Raw genomic sequence first — 13010 nt, 5'->3', positions numbered from 1 at the left:
CATTTGGGGGAGCATTGGGCCGGGAGAAGTGATTAGCCCGGACGAATTCGTCACCGTTTGATCGGTGAATTCGGGCAAGCGACGAACGGTCATTCGCTGTCGGCGAATGCACGTGCAGATTGGTTTCCCGGGTGAGTCACCGATACCGGTTCCAGCGGGCACCGGTGCGCCCGTTCCGGAGATCGTCCAACCGTTTTCGCAGCTCATCGCGCACGCTGGGGTGACTGCGGAGAATCGGGAGAACACTCGTGGTGAGCTTCAGTTCACGGATGGCGCGCAGTACCGAGAACCCGGACCACGTGGTCACGTCGAATCCGTACCGCTCGGCGAACACGCGATAGCGGGCCGGTGGATCACCGAACCGTTCATGGCCGACGGCCAGCGGCGTCAGGTCCCATTCCGGCGGCCCGACGCAGGACGAATCGAAATCGCACAGCACCGGGCCGTCGGGCCCGGTGATCACGTTCCCGGTGTGCGCGTCCCCGTGGACGAGGCCCCTGGGCAGGGGGAAATCGAGCGTTTCGAGGGCGGCCTCGACCTCGGCACAGCGCTCCAGCAGGAACCTGCGGTCACCGTCGGCCAGCTCCTCCGCGTCCGAAACCCGGGCGCGGACCGCGGCGAACGGCGCCCACTCGGCGAGTCCGTCCGGCGGCTCGAGCGCGTGGACCCGGCGCAGCAGCGCGGCGAGGTCTGCGGTCTTGGCCTTCCGGCCGGTGGACGGCACTTTCCACCAGACCGTCACGAGATGGTCGCCGACCGGCAACGGCTGGTCGAGGCCGGGAATCAGGCGGATGGCGGGCACCTCGTGCCGCTCGAAGTGCCGCGCGACCCGCACGACCGTGCCGACGCGGTGCCGCAGCAGGGTGGACCCGACGATCCGCACGACGAACGGCGCGCTCGCCAGTTCGTAGACGGCGTTGTTGGTGAACCTCAGCAGCCGGGCGCCGTCGGGGTCCACGCCCAGCAGCTCACACGTCCGCCCCAGGGCATCGTGCAGTTTGCCGGGCGTGAACCGGCCGTCCAACCCTGTCCGCTCAGGCGGCGTAGAAGGAGTTGAGGCGATCGGCGAGGTCACGGGCGTCGGCGTTGTTCCGGCGGCGCTCCGCCTCGACCTGCAGCGGCCGCATCCGGTCCTTCACCCGCTCCGACTTGATGCCTTCGGCGGTGTCGACGGCCTTCGAGCCCACCTTGGCGCCATGATCGAGATCGCCTTCGAGCAGGTGGTTCGTGGCCAGCGCGCTGAGCATGAACGTCTTGCTGCGGGCCATGTCGTCGTCGTAGGACTCGACGGCCTTGGTCAGCGCCGGGATCGCGTACTTGGTGTGCTCGGCGTTCTTCGCGGCGAGCACCGTGTGCACGGTGCCGATCATGGCGTAGACGTCGGTCTCGGTGAAGAACTTGACCCAGGACTCGGCCTCGGCCAGGTCGGCGCGGGCGAACTCGTCCTTGCTCCGGCCGAGCAGCTTCGTGGCCTGCTCCTCGTTGCCCATCATCGCGTAGGCCCACGCCTCGTTGGCGCAGAGCACGGCGACCGCCAGCTCGGAGCCCGATTCCTGGGCGGCGATCTGGCCGAACTGGAACAGTTTCAGCGCGTCGTTCGGGGCATCCTGGTGCAGGTAGACGCGGCCCATCCGGTAGAGGACGTTGGCCACCAGCGGGTGGTTGTCGCCCTGTTTGGCCAGGTCCAGCGCGTTCGCGAAATGGCCGCGCGCGGAGTCCAAGAGGCCGGTGTCGAAGGACGTCCAGCCCGCGAGGCTGTGCAGATCGGCCAGTGCGACGTACAGGCGGTTCTTGACCATTTCGGTGCCGTTGGACTCGAGCATCTGCTGTCCCCAGGACAGCTGCGCGACCACGGCGTCGCGGCAGAAACCGCCGCCGTACTGGTAGTCGAGGGACCGGAGCGCTCTGGTCGCGGCCTCCACCTGACGGACGTCGGTCATGCCGATCCGCCCGGGGGCGGGCGTCTTCGCCGGCCCGGACGACCAGGTACCCGATTCCGGACCGAACACCGCCGCACCCATCGTGACCTGGGCGGCGTGCGCGAGGAACCTCCGTCGCTTCACGGACTCGTCCTCCTCCGCCTGCTGGCCGTCGGCAGCGCCGACGACCTTGATCGCTGTCGCCTCGTCATAGGCGAGACCCATGTATCCCCGGGGGACACCAAGGCCGTCAGCGATGCGGGTGAGCACGTCGTACGCCATCACCTGGCGACCTTTGAGGATCTCGGACACCTCGGACTGCGATTGGCCGGTCATCGCGGCGATCTGACGCTGCGAAACACCGTGCTTGCGCAACAGCCGGTACACGGACGAAATCTCCCGTGAGGCCAGTGCGGCTCGCATCTCCGGCTGCTCCCAGGCATCCGGCGGCACGGGGTGACTCTGGCGGCTCTTGGGGTCCGAGCCGGCGACAGCGCCGCCACCGATACTGGCGTCCATTGCGCCCCCTCACAGTTCCGTTGGGGTCGAGAAACAGCGTAAGCACACCTATTCAACCGTGCGAAACACCGGAATGCCCGTCGTGATCGGTCCGGCAGAAGTCGTTTGACCGCTTACCGTGAAACCTCGTCCGGTCACCGCTATGACGGCGGTTCGACCTTCTATCGCACTCGGTTTCACATCACTGTAGTTGTCAGATCTCCGTGACCGACCGGCAACCGGCAGCGATCACAGAGAGCTACCAAAGTCTCCGAACCCCCTACAGGTGCGGACACGCGGTAAACGAAGACGACGTGGAACGAGAGAGCGGAGAAGAGCCAGTGGAGTTCGTGGACTCGATCGCAACAGGCTCCATCACCGCGGGACGGCCCGGTATGGCCACGCGCCACCTGCGTGCGGCCGGCCCCGCCGGTCAGCAGGCGGTCGCCGTCGCCCCCGGTGCCAACCGCCCGGTCTCCCCTTCCGCCCCGGTCGATCCTCGTACCGCGAGTGTGCGCCGTTACGAAGGCGGACAGCTGGTCTGGCGAGTGCAGTGCGGCGATCTCATCAGCCGCGAGCGCGCCGTCACCGTGTTCGTCGAAGACAACCAGGTGGTTCTCGTCTCGCCGCCAGGAGAGACCGCGCGGATGACGTCCGGCCAGCTCGGACAGCTCAGGGCCGCGCTCAACGAAGCCGCCAAGATGGCGGAAAGGTAACGGTGAGTTCTCCGTGGATCAGGTCCTAGGGCAAGTCCTCCGCAACGCGGTTTGGGAACGCCTCGACATGCTCTCCGATCTCGCGAACCGGGCTGACGCGCAGTCGCTCGTGTCGGTCGCCCGCTCGGAGCTCCCCCGGTTGACCGAAGGCTGGCGCGCGATGCTCCAGGCGCACGAGCCCGACGAGCGTGGGGACTGCCCCACCTGCTCGACCCGCTGGCACAAGTGCAAGGCCCCCTGCTCGGTGTGGCAGGTCGCGCACGAGCACCTGGTCGCCGGTGGCCTCGCCCCTCAGCAGACCGCGGCCACCCAGGACCACCGGCGGGAAGCCCGCCGTCGCGTTCCTGGTCAGACCCGTGGTGTGGGCGCCGGCGAAACCACCGGCAGGCACGCGCTGGTCAACCCGCGCAGGCCCGCCATCGGCGGCGTACACGCCTGAAGAAAGCCAAGGCGAGTGAACGGCGGTCCGAGCGCCCCCTCGGCAACCACGCCATGACCTCGCCTCCGCCGAGAGCGGTTCGCCCGTACCCCCGAACGCGACGAGCCGCTCTCGGTAATCACTCCGGTCCCCACCGCGATTAATCGAAAATTATCGGCAGAACACCTAGCGTAGGCAGTAATCGGTCGCTAGGTTGATGATCACAAACGCAGCGCGATACCTGCCAAGGACACGCTGCCATCCCCCGAACTCCGCGGGCCGGTGCCGTTGCACTCCCCTCCCCCGACCGGCATCGGTCCGCGGTCTCCAACTTTCCTTTCAGCTGACCGATTTCACCCGCGTGACCAGTACCGCGGCGATGACGGTGGACAGCGCCGAAGCCGCGAAGAGGCTCGGATACCCGCCCAGGTACGCCAGGATCGGCGCGGTCAGCATCGGCGCCACCACCTGCGGCAGCGAGTTCGCGATGTTGATGACCCCGAGGTCCTTCGCCCGGTTCTGCGCGGCGGGCAACACCTGCGTGAGCATCGCCAGCGCGACGGCCATGTACGCACCGAAACCGATGCCCAGCAACGGTGACGCCGCGAGCGCGGCCGTCCAGTTCTGCCAGACGACCAGCAGGAGTGCGGCCACCGCCATCACCGCTGACGCCGCGAGGACGTATGGCTTGCGACGTCCGGACTTGTCGGAGAAATGCCCGGCGATGAGCGCGCCGACGATGAGCGCGGCGCCGTAGAGCCCCATCATGATCAGCAGGCCGGTGTCCGGGTCTTCGTAGTGCACCGCGTCCTTGAGGAAGAACAGCAGATACAGCGTCCCGAAGGCGTTGCCGAGGTTGATCATGAAGTGACAGCCCCACGCCCAGGCGAAGTCCGGATGCTTGCGCGGGGAGATCCACAGGTTCGACAGCACGTCACGGGACTTGGCCGACGGCCGGTACTCGACCGGCAGCCGCGCGTCCGGTGTGCGCAGGACGAAAGCGGCCGCGCCCACCAGCACGATGGCCGCGCACACCGCGTATCCCAGCGGGAGACCGGCGAGGTCGAGCATCACCACGACCACCACCGCGCCGAGCACGGTCCCGAGCATCTGCGCGATGCCGACCAGGCCGCCGACCTGCGCGCGCTGAGGCACGGGCACCCGGTCGGCGATCGCCGAGACCAGCATCGCGAGCATTCCGTTCAGGCCCGCCTGCACCAGGCACCAGCCGAGCACCATGACCGCGACGTTCGGCGCGAACGCGAGGACGAGCAGGCCGGCCGCGGCGACCACCGCGCCGACGGCCGTCCACGGATGACGGCGGCCGCGCGCGGAACAGGTGCGGTCCGAGAGCAGGCCGACGGCCGGGTTGGCGATCAGCGCGACGATCGCGCCGACGCCGGTGACCAGGCTGAACACGGCTTCTTTGTTGGCCGCGTCCAGGATTTCGGCCTGTTTCGGCAGCAGGACCTGGATGGGCGCGTAGACCCCGAGCCAGAGCGCGATGTTCGCGAAGAACAGCAGGCTCATCCAGCCCGCGCGGACCCTGGCGACCGGCTCGGCGAGCGCCTCGGGCAGGGCTCTGACCTCACTCATGGCTGATCAGTTTCCGGTACCAGCCGAAGGAGTCCTTCGGAGTCCGCTTCTGTGTCTCGTAGTCGATGTGCACCAGGCCGAACCGCGGCTGGTAGCCCTTCGACCATTCGAAGTTGTCCATCAGCGACCAGACGAAGTACCCGCGGACGTCGACGCCGGCGTCCATCGCCTCGCGCACCGCGACCAGGTGGCTGTGCAGGAAGTCGATGCGCTCCTGGTCGTGGACGTGTCCGTCTTCGGCGACGACGTCGTCGAAGCTGCAGCCGTTTTCGGTGATGTAGACGGGCGGGAGGCCCTCGCGATAGCGCTCCTGGAAGCCGACGAGCAGATCGCGCAGGCCGTGCGGGACGATCGGGGAATCGTTGGTGGTCATGGGATATCCCTCGATCGCACGCAGCTCGAAAGGCAGCGGATTGCCTTCACCGGGCGCGGCGACGCCCTGCGGCTCGTAGTAATTCACCCCGTAGAAGTCGAGCGGCTGCGCGATGGTGGGGAGATCGTCGGCGAAGTCCTTCGGGAGATGTTCGACGACTTGTTCGGGATAACGGCCCAGCAGCACCGGATCGGCGTACGTACGGTTGATGAGGGCGTCGATCCATTCGCCCGCGGCCTTGTCCTCCGGCGAATCGGAGGCGGGCCAGATCGGCGAATGATTGTTGGCCGTGCCGACGCTGCGGGCACCGGCCGCGCGCAGGGCTTGGACGGCGAGACCGTGGGCCAGATTCTGGTAGTGCGCGGTGGGCAGGGCGTCGAGCAGCAGTGTCTTGCCGGGGGCGTATTCGCCGATCGCGTAGCCGAAGATCGACATGACCATGGGCTCGTTGAGCGGGATCCACATTTTCACCCGATCGGAGAACCGCTCGCCCAGGATGGCGGCGTACTCCGCGAAGCGTTCGGCGGTATCACGGGAGAGCCAGCCACCCTTGTCCTCGAGCGCCTGCGGGAGATCCCAGTGAAAGAGCGTCCCGACCGGGTCGATTCCGGCGGCGCAGACCTCGTCGATGAGCCCGTCGTAGAAGGCGAGGCCGTCCGCGTTGGGCTTTCCGTCGCCGTCGGGCTGGATTCTCGGCCAGGCGAAGGACATCCGGTACGCGCCGACGCCGAGTCCGGCCATCATCGCGATGTCTTCGGAGTAGCGGTGGAAGTGATCGGCGGCTACCTTGGCGTCCTCCCCCCGCGCGATCTTCCCCTCCGTTTCAGTGAACGTGTCCCAAATGGACTGTCCTCGGCCGCCCTCGCCGGTCGCCCCCTCGATCTGGAAGGCGGAGGTCGAGACACCCCACAGGAATTCGGACGGGAAGGTCGGATTCTCCACCGGCTACGCACCTTTCTCCGGAGACACGGCCGAACATGAAAAGTTCTCAGATACTATGCCTTCACTCGACCGTGGGGAACCCTGTCGGCACGATAAAGTCGCAGATCAGCGAAGGAGGAGCCCGAGTGTCCGACATCCAGGCCGCGAAATCGCCGGCGGAGACGACTCCGCTCCGGCGGCAGCCCGTCCAGCAACGCAGCGCCAAGCGGGTGGAGCAGATGCTCGACGCCAGCGCCCAGCTGATCGATGAGCTCGGTTACGACGCACTGACGACCACGTTGATCGCGAAGCGCGCGGGGGTGGCCGTCGGGTCGCTGTACCAGTTCTTCCCCGACAAGCGGGCCGTGGTGCAAGCACTGACGCAACGCAACCTCGAACGGTTCGTCGCCTCGGTGTCCGAAACCTTGAACGAGCTCGCGCCCGAACACTGGTGGGATGTCGTGGACTCGATCCTCGACATCTACCTCGACATGCACCGCGAGGTCCCCGGTTTCTCGAAGGTCCACTTCGGTGACGTCGTGGACCGGCAGCTCCTCGACGAGACTCGCGACAACAACGCCGTCATCGTCGACGCGCTCACCGACATCCTCTCGGCGCGGATCTCGTCGCCGCTGGACGACATCCGGTTCGCGCTGACGATCGCGAACGAAACCGCCGACGCGTTGCTGAAGCTGGCGTTCCGCCGTGACCCGCGCGGGGACGAGCGGATCGTGGCGGAGGCGAAGTCGGTGGTGAAGGGGTACTTGGCGAGCAAGTTCGGCGAAGCCTGAGGGGTCCGGGGGGCCTGGGCGCGGGTCCGGGGGCTGAAGGACGCTTTACCCGCGTGCGATGCGGCGAAGGGCGCTTTCCTCGCATCGGATGCGGCGAAGGCGCCCTTCACCTCGCTTCCGTCCACTATGGACTCAGGCTCCCCTGCCCGGACGTCGCGAAGGCCACCTTCAGGACGTTGAACGTCCCGAAGGTGGCCTTGCCGTCACCGGTGGATCCCCCCTTGCTCCATTCGTGTCCACCGATGCCCGATTCCCAAGCCCCACCAGTCACACAGCCCCCATCAGCCACGTCTCGACGTGCCCTGAGCTGGCCTTATCCAGTTGTCCACATAAGTTGTCCACACCCACCCACAGTTGTGGACAACCTCGCCCCTCACTCCTCAGGACACCGCTCCCCGACACCCCCTCCCGATACGCTGGTGCGGGGCGCGCCCCCCTGGGACGGGTGGGGGGTGGGGTCACGCGGATCAGCCGAAGTTTCGGGACTCGCCTCGGTAGGTGGGGACGGTCCGGTCGACGCGGTCGCCGATGATCACGTGGTAGTGCGTGAAGCGTTCGGCGAGTTCACCGGCTTTCGCGTGGCGCAGCCAGACGCGGTCGCCGAGCCGCAGGTGGCGGGCGGCTTCGCCGGAGACGGGGGTCTGGACTTCGCCCGCGCCTTCGAATCCGAGCAGTGAGAGGCCTTCGGGCAGGTAGGGCGTCGGCTGCCGCGAAGACTCCGTCGGGCCGGAAGCGATGTAGCCGCCGGAGTAGAGCGTCGCGATCTTGGGCGCCGGACGACGGACGACGGGGAGCGCGAACATCGCGGCCGGACGCGGCGAGAAGTGCGCGTAGCCGTCGAAAAGCGTGGGGCCGATCAGGCCGGAGCCCGCGGCGATTTCGGTGACGGCCGCTTCGGCGCCGGTCGATTCGACACTGCCGCTGCCGCCGCCGTTGACGAACTCCAGATCCGCCAAGGCCCGGACAGCGCGAACGGCGGCCGCGCGGCGTTTCGCGATTTCCACAATGGACTTCCGCTGCATCCAGCCGATGAGCGAGTTCTTGACGCCGCTGCCCGCCGCGTCGCCGAGCCCGGCGATCTGGCCTTCGTACGCCATCATCCCGACGAGCCGGAAACCCTTGCGGGACAGGATGGTTCGCGCCAGATCGGCGGCCTGCCGCGGGCTGAACACCGGCGAGCGCCTGGTGCCGACGTGCACCCCTGGCAGCGGTCGCCATGAAGCGTCGAGCTCGAGACAGACGCGGATTTCGGGATGGTCCTGCCCCAGCGCGGCATCGACCAGGTCGAGGTGTTCCGGCGAATCGACCATGATCGAGATCGCCGCCCGCGCCCGGTCGTTCGCCGCCAGCCGTCGCAGCGCACCGTGGTCGGCGGTCGGGTACGCGACCACGATGTCGTCGGCCGTCCCCTGCTCGACATGCCAGACGGCTTCGGCGAGCGAGTAGCACATGAGGCCTTCGAAGCCGGGCCGCGCGAGCACTCGTTCGAGCAGGTACCGGCAACGGACGGACTTGCTGACCACGCGGATCGGCTTGCCCGCCGCCCGCCACAGCAGGTCGGCGCCGTTCGCGTCGAACGCATCCAAGTCGACAACCGCGAACGGAGGATCCAGGTCCTTCGTCGCCAAGTCGTACACCGTCGCACTGGTCACCCGAACTAAGGTACGACAGAAGGGCTTGAAACGCGAATACTATTCACTTACTGTTTCGGCACTCGAACATCTCAAGGGCAGCAGACTCTCGGATTGGGTGTGTGCATGACTCGGTGGAGCAACTGGGCCGGTACCGCGACGGCGTCGCCGCTGCGCGTGCACCGACCGCGCGGCACGGAGGAGATCGCCGAGGCGATCGGCCGGTCCGCCGCGGACGGACGGCGCCTGCGCCCGCTGGGCAGCGGTCACTCGTTCACGGCGATCGCCGTGGCGGATTCGGACGCAATGGACCTCACCGGCTGGGCGGGCATCGCGTCGGCCGACGTCGAGAAAGGCCTGGTCACGGTCCGCTCGGGCACCACGCTCAAGCAGCTCAACGCCGAACTCGACGCGCTCGGGCTGGCGATGACCAACCTCGGCGACATCGACGCGCAGACCGTCGCGGGCGCGATCTCCACCGGCACCCACGGCACCGGCGCCCGGCTCGGCGGTATCGCCACCCAGATCGCCGCGCTCGAACTCGTGCTCGCCGACGGCACCGTGGTCACCTGTTCGGCGGACGAGCGCCCCGACCTCTTCGCCGCCGCGAGAGTGGGTCTCGGCGCGCTCGGCGTCATCAGCACGGTCACTCTGCGGTGTGAACCGTCGTTCCTGCTCTCCGCCCAGGAGCGGCCGGAACCGCTCGAACAGGTCCTTGAAGGCTTCGACCAGTTCGCCGACGAGAACGACCACTTCGAATTCTACTGGTTCCCCTACGGCAAGAACGCCCTGGTCAAACGCAACAACCGGCTCCCGGCGGGCAGCGAACGCAAGCCGCTGAGCAGGGTGAAGGAATTCGTCGACTACGAGATCACGGAGAACGTCGCGTTCGGCGGGTTGTGCCGTCTCGGCCGCGCGGTGCCGAAACTCGTGCAGCCACTCGGCAAGTTCGCCTCGAACGTCCTCTCGGCCCGCGAGTACAGCGACACGTCACATCGCGTCTTCGTGACCCATCGCGGTGTGCGATTCGTCGAGTCGGAGTTCGCGATCCCCCGCGAATCGCTGCTAGACGTCTTTTCCGAACTCCGCGCGTTCGTCCCGAAGCTGGAGAACCCGGTCGCGTTCCCGGTCGAGGTGCGCGTCGCCGCCGCGGACGACATCTGGCTTTCGACCGCGAACGGCCGCGACTCCGCCTACCTCGCGATCCACCAGTTCGTCGGCATGCCCTACCGCGAGTACTTCGCCGGATTCGCGTCGATCGTCGGCGAGGTCGGCGGCCGCCCGCACTGGGGCAAGATGCACGACCTCGACGCCGCCACCCTCCGCTCGCGCTATCCGCGGTTCGACGACTTCACGCGGATCCGCAAGGAGGTGGACCCGGCCGGGGTCTTCACGAACACGTACCTCGACCGGGTCCTGGGAACCGTTTAGTTCGTTTCGAAGAGGGCGCTGACGGATTCGCCGTTGTGGATCCGCCGCATCGCCTCCGCCAGCGCGGGCGCGATCGACAGGACCCGGAGTTTCGGGCTCTGTTCCTCCGGCGGGATCGGCACGGTGTTGGTGCAGACGACCTCCAGCACGTCCGGCTGGCTGCCGATCCGCTCGAGCGCGCCGCTGGAGAACAGGCCGTGCGTGCACGCGACACGGATCGAGCGCGGCTTCAGTTCCCTCAGCTTGTTGAGCAGTTCGATCACCGTGCTGCCCTTGGCGATCTCGTCGTCGAGGACGATCACGTCGCGGCCGGTGACCTCACCGATCACCGAGCTGATCTCGACCCTGTCGTCGGCGAAGCGCTGCTTCGCGCCCGCGGCGACCTGAACCCCGAGCAGCCGGGCGAAATGCGCGGCCTCCTTGGCGTTGCCGAGATCCGGCGAGACCACGGTGGTCGCGGAGAGGTCGTACTGCCGGAAGTGCTTGGCCAGTTCCTGCAAGGCGTGCAGATGGTCGACCGGAACACTGAAGAAGCCGTGCACCTGCGGTGAGTGCAGCGTCATCGCGAGGACGCGATCGGCGCCGGCGGTCGCCATGAGGTCCGCGACGAGACGGCCGCCGATCGAGATCCGCGGCGCGTCCTTTTTGTCCGATCGGGCGTACGAATAGTGCGGCATGACGACGGTGATCCGCTTCGCCGACGCGCCCCGCGCGGCGTCCAGCATCAGCAGCAGTTCGACGAGGTGCTCCTGCACCGGCCGCACCAGCGGCTGGATCAGGAAGACGTCGCGCTCGCGGCAGTTCGCCTGGAGCTGGACTTCGAGACAGTCGTTGGCGAACCGCTGCACCTGCACGGGATGCAGCGGAACACCGAGATGCGTGCAGATCTCTTCGGCGAGCTCGGGATGTGCGCTACCGCTGAAAACCGCGATGTCCTCGCGCAAGGACTTACTCCGTTCACTTAACTGACGGATTACGTCCACACACTAGAGCTTCACAGAGCGGAAACAGCCTGAGAGATAGGAGTATCACCCGAGATCGCGGTGAGGACACGTCCCGCCGTCGACGGATCGTCGAGCAGCGCGACGAGGATCGCGGCGACGTCCTGCCGGGGAATGGGACCGCGCTCGGTGGATTCGGCGATCAGGATCTCGCCGGTGCCTTCGTCGTTCGTGAGCTGTCCCGGGCGCAGGATCGTCCAATCGAGATCACGGGCACGTAGATCGTCCTCGGCCGCTTTCTTGGCTTTGAGGTACAGCCGGAAATCGTCCGGGACGTCCGCGGTCTCCCATACGTCGGCATTGATGGAACCGACCTGGATGTGCCGCCGTACGCCCGCCTGCTCGGAGGCCGCCGCGAAGAGTGCCGCGGCGGCCCTGTCCACAGTGTCCTTGCGATCCGTACCGCTGCCCGGCCCGGCGCCCGCGGCGAAGATCGCCGCGTCGGCACCGGCGAGCACCTTGGCCACGGCGTCCACATCGGACTTTTCCAGGTCGAGGACGACGGCTTCGGCGCCGATCGCCTCGAGGTCGGCGACGTGATCGGGATTGCGCACGATGCCGACCGCCTGATCACCACGCTCGGCGAGGAGTTTCTCCAGCTTCAGCGCGATCTGTCCGTGTCCACCCGCAATGACTACTCGCATACTCTTAGGACACCACAGCGGAGCGGAGCTTCTCCGTTGAGGGTGGTGGCGGGGGCATGGATGGAGTAATGCGTTTACTCGACTTCGGCAGGAGCCTCGGTGCCGCGCAGCAGCTGGTCGTAGACGATCTCGTTGACCAGGCGCGAGACCGGGTCCTCTTCCAGGATCATGCGCTCGTTGTGGCCCTCGAGGTCGAGGTCGGTCACCGCGTTGGGGTCGGCGGCGACGATGGCCAGCCCGTAGGCGCGGGCACGCGGCAGGCAGTTGCCGACGTAGTCTTCCGTCAGTACGGCTGGCGATGGGAGCACCATCGCGGCCTCGCCGTACCTCGCGAACGGGACCGCGGAGGCCATCGCGGTGCGCCAGTGCCGGGCGACCGCGAGGACGCCGATGATCTCGGCGGCCGGCGCGGGTGCGGTCGCGGCCAGCTCTGGCCAAGTCCAGGTGTCGACGGTGGCGCGATCGACGACGGGACCCATGCCCATCGCGATGCGCTCCGCGTGCACGTCGGTACGGAGCCGGGCGACCACGCAGATCTTGCGGCCGAGCACGGTGGTCTCCGGCAACACGATGCCGTTCCAGCCGAGCAGGGCGGCGGCCTTGCGTGAAAGCTCCTCGACGCTCGCGGGCAGTTCGATCGGCGGCACCACCCGGCTCGGCAGTGACCGGCTGCGCTTCGCGCCACCGGCGACCGTCGAGCTCTCCATATTCGGTGTAGCCGCCACGTTCCGCCTCCTTCGAACCTGGTTTCCCTAAGGCTCTTCATCCCGTGCCACCTCGGTGGAAGCGGCACATGACCTGTCTAACAGGGCGGGGACGCGGGGGCGCCGGACAAGGCGAGTGGCTGCGATCGACGGCGCCTTGTCATCGGTGACCGGTCGGTAGGCGGTCGTCGGACTTCAGTCCGACCGTGCCGCCAACCGAGTGAGAACGAGGTAAGTGGTGTTACCCGGCGTCTCCGAACGGTCACGGGTATGGAGTGCCCACCACCGAACACTGGCGAGGCAACGGAAGCAAAGTGCTGGTCCATTCAGCCCAGTGAATGGTCATTCCACTGTGGACCCTCGCAGG

General features: G+C 67.4%; 12 protein-coding genes. 4 read left to right on the top strand and 8 right to left on the bottom strand.

Annotated elements, in window-relative coordinates:
- Window positions 1-136: 136 nt before the first annotated feature.
- Both BKN51_RS34920 and BKN51_RS34915 read right to left on the bottom strand, forming a co-directional pair.
- On the bottom strand, window positions 137-1024 hold the full coding sequence (locus tag BKN51_RS34920; RefSeq protein ID WP_101611651.1) for an aminoglycoside phosphotransferase family protein: 888 nt from the start codon (window positions 1022-1024) through the stop codon (window positions 137-139).
- Between the two features lie 10 nt (window positions 1025-1034).
- Window positions 1035-2438 carry a helix-turn-helix transcriptional regulator gene (locus tag BKN51_RS34915; protein WP_101611650.1) on the bottom strand — a complete coding sequence of 468 codons (1404 nt, stop codon included), beginning with the start codon at window positions 2436-2438 and terminating at the stop codon, window positions 1035-1037.
- Window positions 2439-2758: 320 nt separating this feature from the next.
- On the opposite strand from BKN51_RS34915, the gene BKN51_RS34910 reads away from it, so the two are divergent.
- Together BKN51_RS34910 and BKN51_RS34905 are read left to right on the top strand one after the other, a co-directional pair.
- Window positions 2759-3133, top strand: a complete 375-nt coding sequence (locus BKN51_RS34910; RefSeq protein ID WP_101611649.1) for a hypothetical protein — start codon at window positions 2759-2761, stop codon at window positions 3131-3133.
- A gap of 13 nt (window positions 3134-3146) precedes the next feature.
- Entirely contained in the window at window positions 3147-3572 is a 426-nt protein-coding gene (locus BKN51_RS34905) for a hypothetical protein (protein ID WP_101611648.1), read from the top strand.
- 318 nt (window positions 3573-3890) lie between these two features.
- On the opposite strand, the gene BKN51_RS34900 is transcribed toward BKN51_RS34905, so the two are convergent.
- The gene (locus BKN51_RS34900) at window positions 3891-5147 is read right to left on the bottom strand and encodes an MFS transporter (RefSeq protein WP_101611647.1); all 1257 of its coding nucleotides are present in this window, start codon (window positions 5145-5147) and stop codon (window positions 3891-3893) included.
- Window positions 5140-6462, bottom strand: a complete 1323-nt coding sequence (locus BKN51_RS34895; protein WP_101611646.1) for a GH1 family beta-glucosidase — start codon at window positions 6460-6462, stop codon at window positions 5140-5142. Before BKN51_RS34895 ends, BKN51_RS34900 begins: the two co-directional genes overlap by 8 nt.
- A 125-nt stretch (window positions 6463-6587) precedes the next feature.
- On the opposite strand from BKN51_RS34895, the gene BKN51_RS34890 reads away from it, so the two are divergent.
- Window positions 6588-7232: a TetR family transcriptional regulator gene (locus BKN51_RS34890; protein WP_101611645.1), complete on the top strand. Its 645-nt coding sequence runs from the start codon at window positions 6588-6590 to the stop codon at window positions 7230-7232.
- A 467-nt stretch (window positions 7233-7699) separates the two neighbouring features.
- Here the strand turns inward: BKN51_RS34890 and BKN51_RS34885 are convergent, their stop codons facing one another.
- A complete protein-coding gene (locus BKN51_RS34885; protein WP_101611644.1) occupies window positions 7700-8884 on the bottom strand; it encodes an amino acid deaminase/aldolase in 1185 nt (394 codons plus the stop codon).
- A 105-nt stretch (window positions 8885-8989) separates the two neighbouring features.
- Between BKN51_RS34885 and BKN51_RS34880 the strand changes: the two genes are divergently transcribed.
- Window positions 8990-10294, top strand: a complete 1305-nt coding sequence (locus BKN51_RS34880) for a D-arabinono-1,4-lactone oxidase (protein ID WP_101611643.1) — start codon at window positions 8990-8992, stop codon at window positions 10292-10294.
- Here the strand turns inward: BKN51_RS34880 and BKN51_RS34875 are convergent.
- The 3 genes from BKN51_RS34875 to BKN51_RS34865 all read right to left on the bottom strand — a co-directional run bounded on the left by BKN51_RS34875 (window position 10291) and on the right by BKN51_RS34865 (window position 12664).
- Entirely contained in the window at window positions 10291-11238 is a 948-nt protein-coding gene (locus tag BKN51_RS34875; protein WP_101611642.1) for a ribose-phosphate diphosphokinase, read from the bottom strand. The two genes, BKN51_RS34880 and BKN51_RS34875, sit on opposite strands and share 4 nt — an antisense overlap.
- A 50-nt stretch (window positions 11239-11288) precedes the next feature.
- Window positions 11289-11939 carry an NAD(P)H-binding protein gene (locus BKN51_RS34870; protein ID WP_101611641.1) on the bottom strand — a complete coding sequence of 217 codons (651 nt, stop codon included), beginning with the start codon at window positions 11937-11939 and terminating at the stop codon, window positions 11289-11291.
- Window positions 11940-12013: 74 nt separating this feature from the next.
- Window positions 12014-12664, bottom strand: a complete 651-nt coding sequence (locus tag BKN51_RS34865) for a hypothetical protein (RefSeq protein ID WP_101611640.1) — start codon at window positions 12662-12664, stop codon at window positions 12014-12016.
- Window positions 12665-13010: the final 346 nt, after the last annotated feature.

The organism is Amycolatopsis sp. BJA-103 (genome assembly GCF_002849735.1).
Taxonomy (GTDB): domain Bacteria; phylum Actinomycetota; class Actinomycetes; order Mycobacteriales; family Pseudonocardiaceae; genus Amycolatopsis.
The sequence above is the reverse complement of the archived record's forward strand: the minus strand, read 5'-3'. Positions and strand labels throughout refer to the sequence as shown.